Here is a 17338-nt window from a genome sequence, read left to right on the forward strand (position 1 = left end):
ATCACCGAATAAAAAAAGGGACACAAACAATTTGTGTCCCTTTCTCTTATACTGGTCTACCAGACCAATAGGTTCAACGTATTATTGCATCAGAAGCTGTATTTCACTTCTACACCAAGTTGACGTTGCTCACCTTTTAATTCTGTTACTGCTCCTAACACACCAACAGAGTCAAAACGCAACTCCGCGTATTCGGTATTGGTCAAGTTTTTGCCCCACAACGACACTAAGATATCGTCTTGCCATTGATAACTTAATCGACCATAGAAAGTCACGTAACCTTCTTGCTCCGTGTAGGGGTTTTCATTCTGATCGAAAAAGAATGACGACTGATAATCAAAACCCAATTGTGCAGTCAAGGCGTTAGACCCAAAAAAGGTTTCATAAAGTGCATAACCGCCAACATTCCATTTTGAAGAAAATGGCAAACGATTTTCGTTAACCGCATAATCAACATCTTCAAACTGACCTGTTTTAGCTTCAGGCAAGTAACCCACATTAAATACAAATTGCCAGTCTTGCGACGGTACAACCATTAACTCAAGTTCAGCACCATAAATGGTAGAATCACCGCCATTTTTTAGCACATGAAATGGGATAGCACTGTCTTTATAATTGACAAATATCTGTTGATCTTTGTAATCGTAATAAAAGGCTGCAATATTCAGGCTAACCGATTGTTCAACCAACTGCATTTTACTGCCTATCTCATAGGCGTTTAGCTGTTCTGACTGATACTCAGAGTCTGCCGCCTGCAATGGACTAACAGCGTAACCTGCATTGTATCCACCACTCTTGTAACCACGTGTGTAGCTTGCATAAACATTGGTATTTGGCGACACTTGATGACGGATAGCTAATTTACCTGACCATTCATCTTCTGCCACTTTACCAGTGAGATCCCATAACCCAGGAATCAGTGTTTGATGTGTGTCTAAGTCAGCAAAACTATGGTAATCAGTCGTTTCATCTGTATACCGCAATCCGGCTGTAACCACCGTTTTCATGGATAAGTCATAATCAAGTTGACTGAATACGGCAATTGAAGAATTTTCAAGGCTATTATCATAAAAAAATTCGCCGGGACCTGCGTCGAGAATTCCACGAAAATCTCTAAATAGATCAAAGCTATTGTCTTGATCTATGGTTTCTTTTAGATAGAAAAGACCACTTTGCCAATAGCTATTATCACCCGTAACGGAAATACTCAGCTCTTGTGAAAACAGCGAATTATCTGTTCCCATTGTGCCTTCAACTAAGTTCATGGCACCGTCTGAATCCCAAGAATGAAAACGGTCAAGTTCGCGATAACCAGATATTGACGTAAGCGCCATGTTGTCAGCAAACTGCCAAACTAACTTAAGGCTCGTCCCCCAACTTTCGGTGTCATGTTCACGATCAGCGGTATCTGCTCGCACATCCCAGAATTCATCACCGCCAACCGTTCCGCCAAAAGCATCGAGGCAATTATCTGAACCGGCTTGCGATAGAGTACATGTGCCAGAACCATCCGCTTTAATAATGCCGCGACTTGCGATTGGCTTAGGTTTGCCCTGCCAATCTTCGGCATGTAATTTAGCGATTAAGGTAACGTCTTCCCAATCAGACTTAACAATTAAACGCAGATTGGTTTGCTGTAACCCGCCATCAGGGTGACCTTCTAACAAATTATTATTTGAAAAATGATAATCTTCACGGTTCACACTGAACCGCACCGCGGTGTTATCAGTTAATGGTAAATTAAGCGCGCCATCAAATGATGTGTGATCATGTTCAGCAATGCTAAAATTGGCGTAACCACCAAATTCCGGTTCAGGTAATTTCGACATGACCAATACCGCACCACCTGTGGTATTACGGCCAAATAATGTTCCTTGAGGGCCTCGGAGTACTTCAACCTGTTCAATATCGAATAAATTTACGGAGAGGTTATTGGCACTACCGCTCACTACGCCATCCGAATAAACGGCGATGGGTGAAACAGTAGAGGTGTTGTAGTCAATCATCCCAACACCACGAATATTAAACGCTGGAGGTGTACCTTCACCTGCATTGTTCGTAATTTTCATATTAGGTGTCATGATAGACAATTGCGTTGTATCTTTTAACTGAATGCGATCAACAGTCTCACCGTCCAAAACGGTTACCGCAACAGCCACATCGGTAATTTTTTGTGCTCTTTTTTGTGCGTAAACTTCAATAACTTCGATGGCCGCTGTTGATTTGTTGTCATTTAATTCAAGTCCATTTGCCCTTATTGGGCCGCTAATCACTGCGACGCCGATTCCCATGGCGAGTAATACTCGATTAAACCTGAACATTAAATACCCTTTAAAAAACGTAACTTATTGTTAAACTCTAAATTGGCATGTTACTTTCCACTAATTGGCTAAAGCATAGCGTAAAATGCATAATTTGGATGTTTTTTAGGCGAAATATTGGTTTTTTGTTATCTTTAAGTAACTTAACCAAATTTCCTGTTCACTATATCAGACTTTCTTAGTTGCATGTGAACAATAGCCACAAAGCAACAAATAAAGTAAACTTTGGGAGCGTGTTGCTTTCTTGTGTCATTTGCCAATGTGTGGAAGCGCTTGCCCCAAAAATAGTTATTGTTTAAAGAGGACTTTACAATATATGCTTTCGCTGCATGGCTATACCATCATTGAAGAACTGGCCGCCATTTCAATCTCCACCGATCTTTTTATTGCGCAAGATAATCGCAATCAGCGTGTTCTCGTTAAACGATTTAAGAAACAAGAATATAAAAATACACTAGGTAAATTTAAGCGCGCGAATGAACAGCTTAGCCATTTAAAAATTGATGGCATTTTAAAGCCAAGTGCCATCAATGAAGATCAACAATTCTGTTATGCGATTTTTCCACTAGCGAAAGATATGCGATTTCTTGCAACGAAAATTGAGCAAGACAAACTAAGCCTCCTACAACAGCTAGATATCGCTATAAAAATCAATGCATTAATCGGCGACATTCATCAGCATAATTTTGTTATCAATCACCTGTGTACTTCCAATATTCTGATCGATGATAAAGGCAGTGTTTATTTATATGACTTAAGCCACGCGTCGCAAATTAGTTCCATTCATAAGCGTGTTAAATCCAATGTAATACAACCTCAGTATTTGGCGACTATTTCCCCTGAAGCAAGCGGCCGAATGAATAGTCCGGTTGAACAATATTCAGACTTCTATGCGTTAGGGGCTATCTACTACAGACTACTTACCGGACAGTATCCTTTTCAGATTGATGATCAAATGGAGTTATTACACGCCCATTTGGCCAAAAAGCCTCCAGCGGCCGCTACAATCAACGTCAACCTACCACTTGCCGTATCTCGCATCATCGATAAGTTACTAGAGAAAGCGCCTTATCAAAGGTATCACAGCGCTCAAGGATTACATGCTGATTTAACACTGTGTTTAGAAGCTTTGCAGAAAAGCGGCACAATTCCGGAATTTACGCTTGGCTTAGAAGACATCCAAAATAGGTTGGTTTTTTCCCGTAAATTATTTGGCCGAGAAGAAGAATTACGTACGTTGTTAAATGCTTACGATGCAGCTTGTCGCTTGAAGACAATTCAACTTTGTGTTGTCAGTGGCTACTCAGGTGTTGGCAAATCACGTCTTATTCATGAAATTGAACAAAAAGTATCGAAAGATAAAGGGTTCTTTGTCTCAGGAAAGTACGAACAATACAAAAACAGTACCGCATATTTCGCATTATCGACCGCCATAACCGAACTAGTAGAACTTATTCTATGCGAAAATGAAGAACAACTCGCGAATTGGCGACAGACATTCGAACAAACACTAGGTGAAAATAGCCAGCTGCTCATTGATTTAATACCAGAATTTTCAATGATAATAGAGTCAGCGCCGCCATTAGTGGAAGTATCTCCCGCACAAGCACACACACGATTTATCAACACTTTTGTTAATTTTTTCCGTGCAATCGCAATGAATAATCGCTCTGTTACGATTTTTATTGATGATATGCAATGGGCTGATCTCGCAACCATTGAATTATTGAAAGAATTACTTGAGCAACCTGAATTAGAGGGGCTTTATTTTATTATTGCGTATCGTGATAACGAAGTTGAAACGACGCATCCACTAACGCACTTTCTTAATAACATTGACGATTGGCCCGCGTTTTATAGCCATATTAAAGTGAACGAGTTATCTGCGCAGGCATTGAATGCTTTTATCGCTGATAGTTTACAACTCCCTCCTGCAGACATTGACGATCTTGCCAATACGATTGTCAATAAGACGCAAGGCAACCCATTTTTTACTATTGAATTTGTCAAAGCACTACACAATGCTGGCATCTTATACAAAGATAAGGCCAATAGTTGGTGCTGGCATCTTGAAGATATTGCCGATGTTGATGCAACTGAGAACGTATTAACATTAATGGCCGCTCGCATTCAACGACTACCAGATGCATTGCAAGACATTCTCTATACAGCCGCCTGTATTGGCACGGTTGCCGATGTCGAATTACTGCAACATATCACGCCGATTGATGATATTCCCGCCACTTTGCAGCCACTAGTTGCAGAGGGATTTATTAGTGTCATTGTTGATGAGCAAAAAAACAGTGTCAGTCAAATTCGATTTAGTCACGATAAGATTCAACAAGCGGCTTATCAGCTGAACCGTCCGACACACAAAACAGTGATTCATTATCAAGTCGCTAAATACTATCTAGATAACCAGTCGGCAGACGTCATTGACAGCAACATATTCAATTACATAGAGCATTTAAATATTGCCGCCTCACATTTTATGCAACACGGACAACTTTTAACGTTAACGCAAACCAATCTCGAGGCGGGTGAAAAGGCACTTGAAGCTAATGCGAATACCGATGCACTACACTATTTCAATGTAGCGCTCAGTCATGTGGATAATACCTACTGGGATTCAAACTATGCGATGCGATGTCGACTTGCCATTGGCAAAGCAAAAGCCTGTTATCTCACGCAAGAGTATGAGCAATGTAACGAAAATTATGAACAAGCATTGCCACATATCAAGTCGATAGAAACACTGACAGAATTAACCAAAATTCAAATCATGTCGTTAATTGCGCAAAACAATATGACAGAAGCGTATTCACTTGGTGTTGATATACTACAAAAATTGGGCGTTGTGTTACCTTCCGAAGACGATATTGGCGAGTACTACCTCAGTATAGAACGTTACTATGCTGATAAGCCGGTTGAGCTGCTAGTTGAACTACCCAAGATTCGCGACAATAATGCGGTTATCAGCTTAGAAATATTGAATACGATTCAAACACCTGCCTATTTAATCAGCCCAAATGCATTTATGTGTGTCGCCTATGCCTCACTAGAGCTATTTTTTACCAAAGGCGCATCTGCAGGTTCCAGCAAAGTACTTGTCACGCACGCTTTGTTGTTATGTGGCGCCTTTAGTAAATTCCAAGAAGGCCAAACCTTTGCCCTTTTAGCCTCAGCAATTAACGACAAATACCCTTCACCGTACACGCAAACAGAAACTGAGTTTACGAAGAACGTGTCGGTAATGCATTGGAACAAACATATCGATAGCACCCTAGTGCCACTTGAAGCCAACTTTTATCGTGGCATTGAAAATGGCAATATTGAATATGCATTTCACTCAGCTTTATTCTATTGTTTTCATTATATTTTTTCAGGGAAAGAATTAAGTAAGGTTTCTGAAGTTTATAAGAAATACACCGAATTGATGGCGAACAAGCGACAGGGCTACCAGTTGATGGTCAGTCAGATTTGGCAACAATTCGCCTTTGATTTACAAAAAGATAAACCGCCAACTCATACAATGAGAGGCAGCGCTTTTAACGAAACGCAATCATTAGGCTATTTAGAAGAAACGAATAACGTCACCACGTTATTTTCATATCATCAAGCAAAAATGATTCTTGCGCACCTTTTTGGTGATCGAGCACTCGCTTATGACCAGTTAGTTTTAGCTGAGCCACTGAGTTCGAGTGCTGTTTCACTGTATCACTTTGCCGAGTTTTACTTTTATGCTGGTCTTGTACTCGCCAAACACTGTCGTGATCTCAACACGCCTGATGAAGAGAAACGATTAGCCAAAGAGAAGCTAACGGGTTACTTGAATATGATACAACTTTGGGCAGAACATGCGCCTGAAAATCATCTTCATAAGCAAAAGTTACTGGAAGCGGAACTTTGTTCATTGACCGATACAGCAGATGCTTGGCAGTTGTACGATGAAGCAATTGCAGCGGCGAGGAAAAATCATTTTTCTCACCATTTGGCCATCGCACTAGAACATTGTGGGGAATACTGGTTGGCACAGGATAAACAAGCCATGGCGCGTGATTATTTGCAACAAGCGTATGAGGAGTATTTAACGTGGGGGGCGACGGCCAAAGCAGATCAACTCGTTAATGTACACCCTAAGTTACTTGAGTTCGCTCAAAATGGGCAACTCGTAACTTTGAGCAATGACAAATCGAGAAATGCCTCTCAGGTACTTGATTTAGCATCTGTTCTGAAAGCATCGGCCACATTAAGCAGTGAAGGTAACCTACATGCGTTTTTGCACAGAATGATGGTTATCATCATGGAAAATGCTGGCGCGCAAAAAGGTGCGCTGTTAATGCAAACGGATGGCATTTTAAATGTAGAAATAGCAGTATCTAACGACGGCCTTGCAGTGCAAGATCGTGACTTGCCCTATAGCATCATCAACTTTGTGTCACGCACGTTGAAGCCGCAGGTGATTTCGGACATTAACGAGCACAAGCGTTTTTCCGGTGATGAATATTTCAAATCAAGCCACCCTAAATCAATCATGAGTTTTCCAAGTATCATCAAGGGCGTGTTAAAAGGCGTTGTCTACTTAGAACACTATGATTTGGCACAAGCATTTTCAATTGATCGGGTTAATGTTTTACAACTACTCGCCGACCAAACGGCCATATCGTTTGACAATGCTAAGCTTTACCAGCAGGTAGTTTCTTATAATAAGAACTTAGAGCAACAAATCCATGAAAGAACAAAAGAACTTGCCGCTGAAAAAATAAAAGCAGAGCAGGCAAGTCAGGCTAAATCGAATTTCTTGGCCAATATGAGTCATGAAATTCGCACGCCAATGAATGCCGTTATTGGGTTAAGCCAACTTGCACTTCGCCACGAAACAAATCCGACACAAAAAGATTACCTCGAAAAAATACAGGATTCGTCGCGTTCACTGCTTGGTTTAATTAACGATATTCTGGATTTTTCCAAAATCGAAGCCGAGAAAATGACACTCGAAAAAGTCTCTTTCTCAATTCACGATTTAATGCAACGTGTGGTCAATGTCTGTACTTATAAAGTGCACGAAAAAGGTATTGAGTTGGTTGTCGACATTCATCCAAATGTCCCAAATCAATTAATGGGTGATCCACTGCGCCTGCAACAAATCATTATAAATCTTGCCAATAATGCGGTTAAGTTTACTGAGAAAGGCGCTATCCATATAAAAATCGGCTTATCCGCATCTTCAGCTACCAATTGCGAATTGCTGTTCTCAGTAAGAGACACCGGCATCGGGATGAGTCAGGAGCAGCAAGATAGACTATTCCAATCTTTCTCACAGGCAGATGATTCAGTAACACGAAAATATGGTGGCACGGGGCTAGGACTAGCAATTAGTAAACAGCTTACGGAACTGATGGGCGGTAAAATTTGGGTAGAAAGCGATGAAGGCATCGGCTCAACATTTAGCTTCACCGTGGTACTATCCGAAGCTCCCAAAGAAGCCGAAAGACTCTCGCAGATGACGAGAAAGTCTTTAGCGAATCTTCGTGTATTAGTTGCAGATGACATAGATATTGCGCGCAAGGTTCTCATTGACGCCCTTGCACACGCCGATATTTATGCCGATGGCGTTGAAAATGGTGAACAAGCGCTTACTCGCGTGCTACATGCGGAGCAAATCGGTCAACCATACGACTTAGTGCTAATGGACTGGAAAATGCCTAAAATGGACGGCATAGAGGCTGCCAAGCAAATTCAAATTCAATCTCAGGGCCATGTACCACATATTTTAATGGTTTCCGCCTATGACAAAGATGAGGCGAAACACGAAGCACTGGACGCAGGCATTCATCAATTTATCGAAAAGCCAATCAACCAGTCAACCTTACTAGATTCGATCGTAGAGATTATTAGTCAAAGTTCAAATCACATCGCTGTTGAATACGAGCAGCCTGTGTGCGAAGTACCAGACCTAAGCAAATACAGCGTACTTCTGGTCGAAGATAATTTGATTAATCAGCAAGTTGCTATGGAGTTTTTATCCGATACTAAAGTACAGATCACCTGTGCTGAAAACGGTAAAGTCGCCATTGAGAAACTAAAGCAAGCAACATTTGATATCGTGCTGATGGATATTCAGATGCCAGAAATGGATGGTTTGACAGCAACGACAATTATCCGCAAAGAGTTAGGCTTTGACGAAATCCCCATTATTGCAATGACTGCACACGCAATGGAAGGCGACATCGAAAAAAGCGTTATTGCGGGTATGAACCAGCATTTGACTAAACCGATTGAACCTGACTTATTGTTTTCCACATTACAACAGTATTTAGAAACTGAGCCAAACAGCAAAGTAGCAGAGACACCTGTCACAGAGCGTGAAGTTGAAATAGAGCAAGCACATCTCCTCTTGGATAAATTAGCCGCACAAACGTCGCTCGCGGTCGAAGAAGCTATTGCCAAAGTACAAGGCAAGCAAAAGTTGTATTTGCAGCTAGTGCATGACTTCTGGGAGAAGCACCAGCACTTGTCAGAAAACATAGTCGACATGTACAAAACGGACGCTACCGATGAACTATATCGCGCAGCACACTCTCTCAAGTCTACCGCCCAATATATTGGCGCATATGAACTTTCAGCAAATGCTGCAGCAGTTGAAAGCGAAATTAAGCTTAAAGGTCTACAAGTTGAATTGAAATTAAACGAGCTAACTACGCAAATTGACTATCTAATTGCGCAGCTTAATCGTATATATAAAGAAAACAAAGACAATGTAGTCAATGAAGAATTAGACGTTGAAGCAGCACAAGCAATATTACTTAAGTTGAAGCCTCTCGTTATTTCTGCTGACATTCAGGCGGAAGAATCTTCAAAACAATTGCATGATTTGGCAAACCATACGCCTTATTTCGATGACGTAAAACAACTCCATCGACTCATATCAAATTTTGATTTTGAAGAGGCACAAACTGCGTTGTCGACACTGGAAGCAACTTTAAAAACACAACAAGAACAGATAACAAGCGAATGACAGACTCTACTACATGCAAACAACGCCGTGCAGTTGACAAAACGTTTACGATTTTATGCATCGACGACGAAAGCGTTAACTTAAAAATTTTAGCGTCTATTTTCAGCGAGCACTATAAAATCGTTGTGTGTAAAAATGCTAAGCAAGGAATGAGTAAAGCACTTGAAATAGTGCCAGATCTAATTTTGTTAGATGTATTAATGCCCGAAGAGAATGGCTTTGAGCTTATTCAAAAAATCAAACAACAGCCATCTATTGCCCACATTCCGGTGATTTTCATTACTGGTTTACAAAGCGTTGAAGATGAAGAGAAAGGGCTAACACTCGGTGCCTGTGACTATATACAAAAACCATTTAACCACGGTATTGTTAGGGCGCGTGTGAATACTCACCTAGAAATCATTCGCCAGCGAAAACTACTCGAACGATTTGCCCACTTCGACAGTTTGACCGAACTGCCAAATCGCCGAAAATGGGAAGCAGACAGCCAAGATCAATGGACGTTCGCGCAAGAGCACAATCAAGAGTTAGTATTAGGCGTTGTCGATGTTGATTTTTTTAAGAAATACAACGATTCATATGGGCACCAGCAAGGGGACATCGTGCTACGAAAGGTCGCCAATGCCGTACGCCGTGTGCTCTTTGACCACCACGGCTCTATTTATCGCTGTGGAGGGGAAGAATTCCACTTCTACTTACCAGTGTCCGCACAATGTGATGTTCAAACTATCTTAGTCGACTGCTTAGATAGCGTAGTAGCTTTGGGTATTCAACACGAAGCATCACTGGCATCCCCCCTGCTCTCAATTAGTATTGGTGCTATTCAGGTAAAGCCCTCAGACGACCTCAACGTGCAAGATATCATGCATATCGCCGACAAAAAGCTGTACTTAGCGAAAAACAGTACACGAAACGCCGCACATTTTGACATTTTCAATCCTGAACTTCTAGAATTAGGAAATTAACCAAGAAAATTTTTAATAAATTCGTTATAGTGCGCGCCCTATAATTGAATCGCGCATATGAGGAGAAAGACGTGACCGTCGGCAATCTATTCATTTTATCGGCGCCAAGTGGCGCTGGTAAATCAAGTTTAATCTCTGCATTACTCAAACAAGAGAGCAGTCGTCCAATGGAAGTCTCCGTCAGTCATACCACTCGCGCCCCTCGTCCTGGTGAAGTTGACGGACAACACTATCATTTTGTTTCCAAAGAAAAGTTTGAACAACTAATAAAACAAAAAGCCTTCTATGAATGGGCTGAGGTATTTGGTAACTATTATGGAACATCAGAAGCGGCCATCGACGCACAACTTGAAAAGGGCATTGACGTCTTTCTCGATATTGATTGGCAGGGTGCGCAACAAGTTCGAATGCGTAAGCCTGAGGTAACAACTGTTTTTATTTGCCCTCCTTCAACGGAAGTGCTTGAGCAACGTTTACGTTCTCGTGGTCAAGATAGCGAGGAAACAATCAAAAGCCGAATGGCACAAGCTAAAGCAGAGTGCTCTCATTATCAAGAATTTGACTACATCATTGTTAACGATGATTTTGATGTCGCACTAACAGAATTGACCATCATTGTTGAAAACCAGCGTTTAAAACGTAAGCAACAAGCACAAAAACATGAACTTTTATTCAAAGATCTATTGGCTAACGATTAAGCACATAGTAAACTACAACACTATTTCGTAAAAATTAATTTTTGGAGTGACCAAATGGCTCGCGTTACTGTAGAAGATGCCGTAGATAAAATCGGTAATCGTTTTGACTTGGTGTTAATTGCATCTCGTCGTGCTCGTCAAATTGCTACTGGCGGAAAAGAACCTTTGGTTGAATTAGAAAATGATAAGCCAACGGTCTTAGCACTTCGCGAGATTGAACAAGGGCTAATTAGTACCGAAATCATGGATGACAATGACCGTCATGAGCAAGTTCAACAAGAATCAGCAGAATTAGCTGCTGTAGCTGCGATTGTTGGTGGTCAAAACCAATAAGCAATAAAAGCTCAGAAAAACGCGTATAAACCTTTGGTTTTTACGCGTTTTTTGCTATATGACATAGAATAAAGCTTAATTCGTTTAATTTGCCCTAGTTTGTTGTGATTTAAATCCATTTGCCCTTATATCAAAAAATATGATTTATCCCTTATTGTTATTGGCATTCGTGATAAATATACGTATTCTTAGTATTATACCAAGTGAAATAAATATTTGACCAATTCAGAGCTATGTCAGGATCGTGGGAACAAAGCAAATTGATACCGTTGTAGTTATTCTCCAGTAAAGAACTTTGTGAAGTTATCACTTTCCTGACAAGCTCCCAAGGGCGAGTTTAAAAGGCTTATATGCGGCGTTATTGATTTTAACAAGGCTCCTACATGGATGTAGGACATTAGAGCAACGCAGGACGCAGTTGCCGAGAGCAACCATTCTTTACAATCAATGCCTTGCCTCTAAGCCTTTTAATTCTCGCTGAATAATCAAATATCTAATTCAATTGGTATTAGGGCATGTTAATCTTTCAGGCATTGTTAACGTTTCATTTTTAGTAATCCAGTCATCATAAAGGAAGTTTTGGGTGTACCTTTTTGAACCATTAAAAGAATATGTATCAAGCTACTTATCAAAAGTGCAAGTAGACTTACTTAAGCAAGCCTATATAGTTGCGCGCGACGCGCACGACGGGCAAATGCGTTCAAGTGGCGAACCTTATATTACTCACCCGGTTGCAGTGGCACACAACTTGGCCAAAATGCACCTTGATCATGAAACCTTAATGGCGGCACTGCTCCATGATGTTATTGAAGACACGCCTGTAACAAAAGACGAATTAGCGGAATTATTTGGTCACACCGTAGCAGAACTCGTTGAAGGTGTAAGCAAACTCGACAAGCTGAAGTTTGACAACAAGGAAGAAATGCAAGCGGAGAACTTCCGCAAAATGATCTTGGCAATGACACAAGATATTCGCGTTATTCTTATCAAGCTTGCTGACCGCACTCATAACATGCGCACTTTAGATTCTTTGCGCCCTGATAAACGTCGTCGAATCGCGCGAGAAACACTTGATATATACGCGCCAATCGCTAATCGACTCGGTATTCATGACATTAAAAATGAATTAGAAGTGTTAGGTTTTGAAGCGCTTTATCCAATGCGGGCAAGAGCACTAAAGTCAGCCGTTAAACAGGCGCGTGGGAACCGAAAAGAGTTAATCAATAATATTCGTGAAGAAATTGCCGCTCGACTAGAGGAAAGTGGCATACAGGCACAAGTATTAGGTCGCGAAAAGCACTTGTTTTCTATCTATCGCAAGATGCAAAACAAAGAGCTAATGTTTAATGAAGTAATGGATATCTACGCGTTTCGCGTGATCGTTGATAACAAAATAGACGACTGTTATCGTGCGCTTGGTGCTGTGCACAACCTGTTTAAGCCTATTGAAACACGCTTTAAAGACTACATTGCTATTCCAAAAACCAATGGCTACCAATCATTACATACTTCTCTCGTTGGCCCACATGGTATTCCAGTAGAGATTCAGATTCGTACCAAAGACATGGATCAAATGGCCGACAAAGGGGTTGCCGCACACTGGCTATACAAACAAGAAAGTGATGACAGTGGCACAACTGCTCAAATGAAAGCGCGCCGTTGGATGCAGAGCCTTTTAGAGCTACAGCAAAGTGCCGGTAGTTCATTTGAGTTTATCGAAAACGTTAAGTCCGACCTGTTCCCCGAAGAAATCTATGTTTTCACGCCAGATGGTCGCATCATTGAATTGCCTATGGGCGCGACATCAGTTGACTTCGCTTACGCTGTGCATACCGACGTTGGTAACTCGTGTGTTGGCGTAAAAGTAGACCGTAAGCCTTATCCATTGAGTCAGGCACTTGATTCTGGTCAAACAATTGAAGTCGTAACTTCCCCTGCAGCAAGACCTAATGCAACGTGGTTAAACTTTGTTGTTACAGCAAAAGCGCGCCTGCAAATTCGCTCGTACTTACGTTCACAAGAGCAAAACGAGTCTCATGCACTTGGTAAGCGCTTGCTAAGCCATGCCTTAGGTAAGATTGCGATTGACGATATAAGTCAGGAAAAAATCAATCAAGTGGTATCGGAGACGGGAAATAAGACCTTTGATGATCTGCTCGTCAATATTGGTTTAGGAAATGCGCTAAGCATCGGTATAGCTCGCCGTCTAACCGATGAATTTACTGAAGACAATCAATTGCCGACAACGACTTCAAAAACTAAGATGCCAATTAAAGGTACCGAAGGCATGTTAGTCAACTACGGTAAATGCTGTCGACCTATTCCGGGTGACGCTATTTTAGCTTACCTCAGTCCTGGTAAAGGCTTGATGGTACACCAGCAAGGGTGCCGTAACATTAAAGGACATGAGCAAGGACAATTATTCCCGGTAAAATGGGACACCGATATTGATCGCGACTTCATCGCTAAATTACGTATTGAAATCATTAATCATCAAGGGGCACTCGCCAAACTAACGAATGTCGTCGCCCGCTGTGACTCAAATGTACATACTTTGAATTCAGGTGAAAAAGACTCAGGTCTATATGCCATCGATATGGAAATCACCTGTCGAAATCGTATCCACTTAGCTGACATCATCCGTAAAATTAAAGTGATGGTTGATGTTCAACGTGTGGTGAGAAATAAATAACATCGAAACTCGTTAGGAACATTATGAAATCTACTATTCAAACAGACAGTGCACCTGGTGCTATAGGCACATACAGCCAAGCGGTAAAAGTTAAAACCACCGTATACTTATCAGGTCAAATTCCGTTGATTCCAGAAACCATGGAAGTCATCGAAGGCGACTTTGCAGCGCAAGCTAATCAAGTGTTTAAAAACCTTGCAGCCGTTTGTGAAGCCGCAGGTGGCGAAATCAATGACATGGTCAAAGTAAACATTTTCATGACCGATCTAAGCAATTTTGCCACTGTTAACGAGATCATGAGTAAGTACTTTAGAGAACCATACCCAGCACGTGCTGCAATTCAGGTATCTAGACTACCAAAAGATGTTGAAATTGAAATTGACGGTATAATGGAATTACCAAGCGTTAATTAAACTCATAACATCTTAATTAACATGAGGCGCATTACGGCGCCTTTTATCCATTAGCAAGATAGAAACATATATGACCCCAGATAGATTAAAGCGCATTAATCAAATGCTCAATCACCGCCAACCAGACCTTACCGTTTGTATGGAAGGTGTTCATAAGAATCATAATTTAGCGGCTGTAGTTCGCACCGCCGATGCCATAGGTGTGAGTGATGTGCATGCTGTGTGGAAAAACGAGCGTATGCGAGTGTCTGGGGGCAGCGCTGCAGGCAGCCAAAACTGGATTAAAGTTCACAATTACGATCAAACGAAAACGGCTATCGAAGCACTCAAAGCGCAAAACATGCAGGTATTAGTTACAAACTTGTCTGATACCGCAGTAGATTTTCGTGAGATTGACTACACAAAACCAACGGCAATTATCCTCGGGCAAGAAAAATTCGGTGCTTCAGAGCAAGCGCTAGCGATGGCGGATCAAGACATCATTATTCCTATGGTTGGCATGGTACAATCTCTAAACGTATCAGTGGCTTGTGCGGTTGTTTTGTATGAAGCACAACGTCAAAGGCATTTAGCAGGAATGTATGACAAAGCCACCATCGCACATGAAGAACGTCAGCGGATATTGTTCGAAGGCGGCCATCCAATTTTTGCACAAGCATGTAAGCGTAAAGGACTCCCATATCCGGCGATCGATGAAGAAGGACAAATCGTCGCCTCTGACGATTGATGGCAAAAAATGCAAATGAATAAAGACGCTTGGCAAGAGCTTGACGACGAGTAGAGTCTAAAGGAAATATGCCTCAATCATTATCTGGGATCAGTAATTTAGCGCAAATACCTGTTAACACTCTTAAAGGTGTTGGTCCCAGTATGGCTGAAAAGCTGAGTAGAATAGAACTGCATACCGTTCAGGATTTACTGTTTCATTTGCCACTGCGCTATGAAGATCGTACCCGTATCACCACGATAAGAGACTGTTTACCGGGTATATTTACCAATATTGTAGGTGAGATAACCAACAACCAAATCATTCATGGCAAGCGTCGTATGATGCTAGTCACGGTTAATGATGGCACTGGCATACTCAATCTCCGCTTTTTTCATTTCTCAGCCAATCAGCGCAACGGCTTATCCGTTGGTTCCTCGATTCGCTGTTATGGCGAAATCAATCGCGGCGCTCGCAGTTTGGAAATTGTTCATCCGGAATATAAACAACTCGACCAAGATCAGCCACTAACACCCGTTGAAGAGAATCTCACGCCCGTTTATCCAACAACTGACGGATTAAAGCAGTTAACGCTGCGAAACCTAACCGAACAAGCACTAAATCGTTTAAAAAGGGGAACCGTTGACGAGCTACTGCCTGCGAATATCACGCACGAAAGCTATTCTCTGGCTCAAGCGCTACAACTAATTCATAGACCACCACCAGACACATCAATTTATCAACTCGAAGAAGGTAAGCACCCAGCTCAGCTACGATTAATTAAAGAAGAGCTGTTGGCGCATAACCTAAGCATGTTAAAGCTCAAGGCATCAGCAACACGCCATCTTGCCGTTCCGCTAACGATTGATAACTCCTTAGAAGATAAATTTCTAGAAACGTTACCTTTTTCTCCAACCAAGGCACAAACACGCGTGAAAAGTGAAATTCGCGCTGATATGGCCAAAGATGTACCAATGATGCGTTTAGTGCAAGGTGATGTTGGTTCCGGCAAAACTCTCGTGGCTGCACTTGCAGCAATCACAGCCTTAGGCAAAGGCTTTCAAGTGGCGTTGATGGCACCAACTGAGATTTTGGCAGAGCAACACGCAATCAATTTTAATAAATGGTTTGAACCACTTGGGATTACGGTGGGTTGGTTAGCGGGAAAAACAAAGGCTAAAGCCAGAAGACTTGCGTTAGAGCAAATTGGCAATGGCCAGATGCAAATGATCGTCGGCACTCATGCCTTGTTTCAAGAGCAAGTCGAGTTCAATAAATTAGCGCTCATTATTATTGATGAACAACATCGTTTTGGCGTACATCAACGACTATCGCTGCGTGAAAAAGGCGCATTTGACGACAAGTATCCTCACCAGTTGATCATGACAGCAACGCCGATTCCAAGAACATTGGCAATGACCGCCTATGCAGACTTAGACACCTCAATAATTGATGAACTGCCGCCAGGGCGTACACCAATAAAAACGGTGGCGCTGCCAGACGACCGTCGAGACGAAGTTATCGCGCGAATACAGCAAAACTGCGAATCTGAAAATCGTCAGGCCTATTGGGTGTGTACCTTAATTGAAGAGTCTGAAGTATTACAATGTCAGGCAGCTGAGGATACAGCAACTTATTTACAAGCACAGCTACCTGGATTAGGTGTCGGGCTTGTCCATGGCCGAATGAAAGCTGATGAAAAACAAGCTGTCATGGACGAATTCAAACAAGGTAATCTCGATTTACTCGTTGCAACAACCGTTATCGAAGTAGGCGTTGATGTACCCAATGCCAGTATCATGGTTATTGAAAACCCCGAGCGTTTAGGATTGGCACAATTACACCAGCTTCGTGGCCGAGTTGGTCGCGGCTCTGTCGCTTCACATTGCGTACTTATGTATAAGAGTCCACTGTCTAAAACAGCCACCAAAAGGTTAACGGTATTGCGCGAAAGTAATGACGGCTTTTATATTGCGCAAAAAGATTTGGAAATTAGGGGCCCCGGCGAGTTTTTAGGTACTAAACAAACGGGACTAGCAGATTTGAAAATTGCCGATCTGAGCCGAGACGCCGACCTGATCCCAGAAGTCACCCAGCTCGCCTATACACTCTGGCACCAATACCCTGAAAATGCCCATGCCATTATCCAGCGCTGGGTAGGCAATAGAGAACATTTCACTAACGTGTAACCG

9 protein-coding genes are annotated in these 17338 nt (G+C 41.9%); 8 read left to right on the top strand and 1 reads right to left on the bottom strand.

Features of this window, described 5'->3' with window-relative positions:
* Positions 1–89: 89 nt before the first annotated feature.
* Positions 90–2321, bottom strand: a complete 2232-nt coding sequence (locus ACSLUK_RS03410; RefSeq protein ID WP_448547109.1) for a TonB-dependent receptor — start codon at positions 2319–2321, stop codon at positions 90–92.
* Positions 2322–2637: 316 nt separating this feature from the next.
* Here ACSLUK_RS03410 and ACSLUK_RS03415 point away from each other — a divergent pair, with 316 nt between their 5' ends.
* From ACSLUK_RS03415 to recG, 8 genes are all read left to right on the top strand, one after another.
* Positions 2638–9339 carry a response regulator gene (locus ACSLUK_RS03415; RefSeq protein ID WP_448547110.1) on the top strand — a complete coding sequence of 2234 codons (6702 nt, stop codon included), beginning with the start codon at positions 2638–2640 and terminating at the stop codon, positions 9337–9339.
* On the top strand, positions 9336–10304 hold the full coding sequence (locus ACSLUK_RS03420; RefSeq protein ID WP_448547111.1) for a GGDEF domain-containing response regulator: 969 nt from the start codon (positions 9336–9338) through the stop codon (positions 10302–10304). Before ACSLUK_RS03415 ends, ACSLUK_RS03420 begins: the two co-directional genes overlap by 4 nt.
* 71 nt (positions 10305–10375) lie before the next feature.
* The gene (gene gmk, locus ACSLUK_RS03425; RefSeq protein WP_448547112.1) at positions 10376–11002 is read left to right on the top strand and encodes a guanylate kinase; all 627 of its coding nucleotides are present in this window, start codon (positions 10376–10378) and stop codon (positions 11000–11002) included.
* Between the two features lie 54 nt (positions 11003–11056).
* Positions 11057–11335: a DNA-directed RNA polymerase subunit omega gene (gene rpoZ, locus ACSLUK_RS03430; RefSeq protein WP_448547113.1), complete on the top strand. Its 279-nt coding sequence runs from the start codon at positions 11057–11059 to the stop codon at positions 11333–11335.
* A gap of 583 nt (positions 11336–11918) precedes the next feature.
* Positions 11919–14027: a bifunctional GTP diphosphokinase/guanosine-3',5'-bis pyrophosphate 3'-pyrophosphohydrolase gene (gene spoT / locus ACSLUK_RS03435; protein ID WP_448547114.1), complete on the top strand. Its 2109-nt coding sequence runs from the start codon at positions 11919–11921 to the stop codon at positions 14025–14027.
* 23 nt (positions 14028–14050) lie between these two features.
* Positions 14051–14440: a deaminase RidA gene (gene ridA, locus ACSLUK_RS03440; RefSeq protein ID WP_448547115.1), complete on the top strand. Its 390-nt coding sequence runs from the start codon at positions 14051–14053 to the stop codon at positions 14438–14440.
* Positions 14441–14510: 70 nt separating this feature from the next.
* On the top strand, positions 14511–15167 hold the full coding sequence (gene trmH, locus ACSLUK_RS03445) for a tRNA (guanosine(18)-2'-O)-methyltransferase TrmH (protein ID WP_448547116.1): 657 nt from the start codon (positions 14511–14513) through the stop codon (positions 15165–15167).
* 89 nt (positions 15168–15256) lie between these two features.
* Positions 15257–17335 carry an ATP-dependent DNA helicase RecG gene (recG, locus tag ACSLUK_RS03450; RefSeq protein WP_448547306.1) on the top strand — a complete coding sequence of 693 codons (2079 nt, stop codon included), beginning with the start codon at positions 15257–15259 and terminating at the stop codon, positions 17333–17335.
* Positions 17336–17338 lie beyond the last annotated feature (3 nt).

The sequence above is a fragment of the Thalassotalea fusca genome (genome assembly GCF_053485835.1).

Excerpts from the sequence above, each read along its gene's own strand:
- ACSLUK_RS03410 (WP_448547109.1), bottom strand. The coding sequence starts at position 2,321 with ATGTTCAGGTTTAATCGAGTATTACTCGCCATGGGAATCGGCGTCGCA.
- ACSLUK_RS03415 (WP_448547110.1), top strand. The coding sequence starts at position 2,638 with ATGCTTTCGCTGCATGGCTATACCATCATTGAAGAACTGGCCGCCATT.
- ACSLUK_RS03420 (WP_448547111.1), top strand. The coding sequence starts at position 9,336 with ATGACAGACTCTACTACATGCAAACAACGCCGTGCAGTTGACAAAACG.
- rpoZ (WP_448547113.1), top strand. The coding sequence starts at position 11,057 with ATGGCTCGCGTTACTGTAGAAGATGCCGTAGATAAAATCGGTAATCGT.
- ridA (WP_448547115.1), top strand. The coding sequence starts at position 14,051 with ATGAAATCTACTATTCAAACAGACAGTGCACCTGGTGCTATAGGCACA.
- trmH (WP_448547116.1), top strand. The coding sequence starts at position 14,511 with ATGACCCCAGATAGATTAAAGCGCATTAATCAAATGCTCAATCACCGC.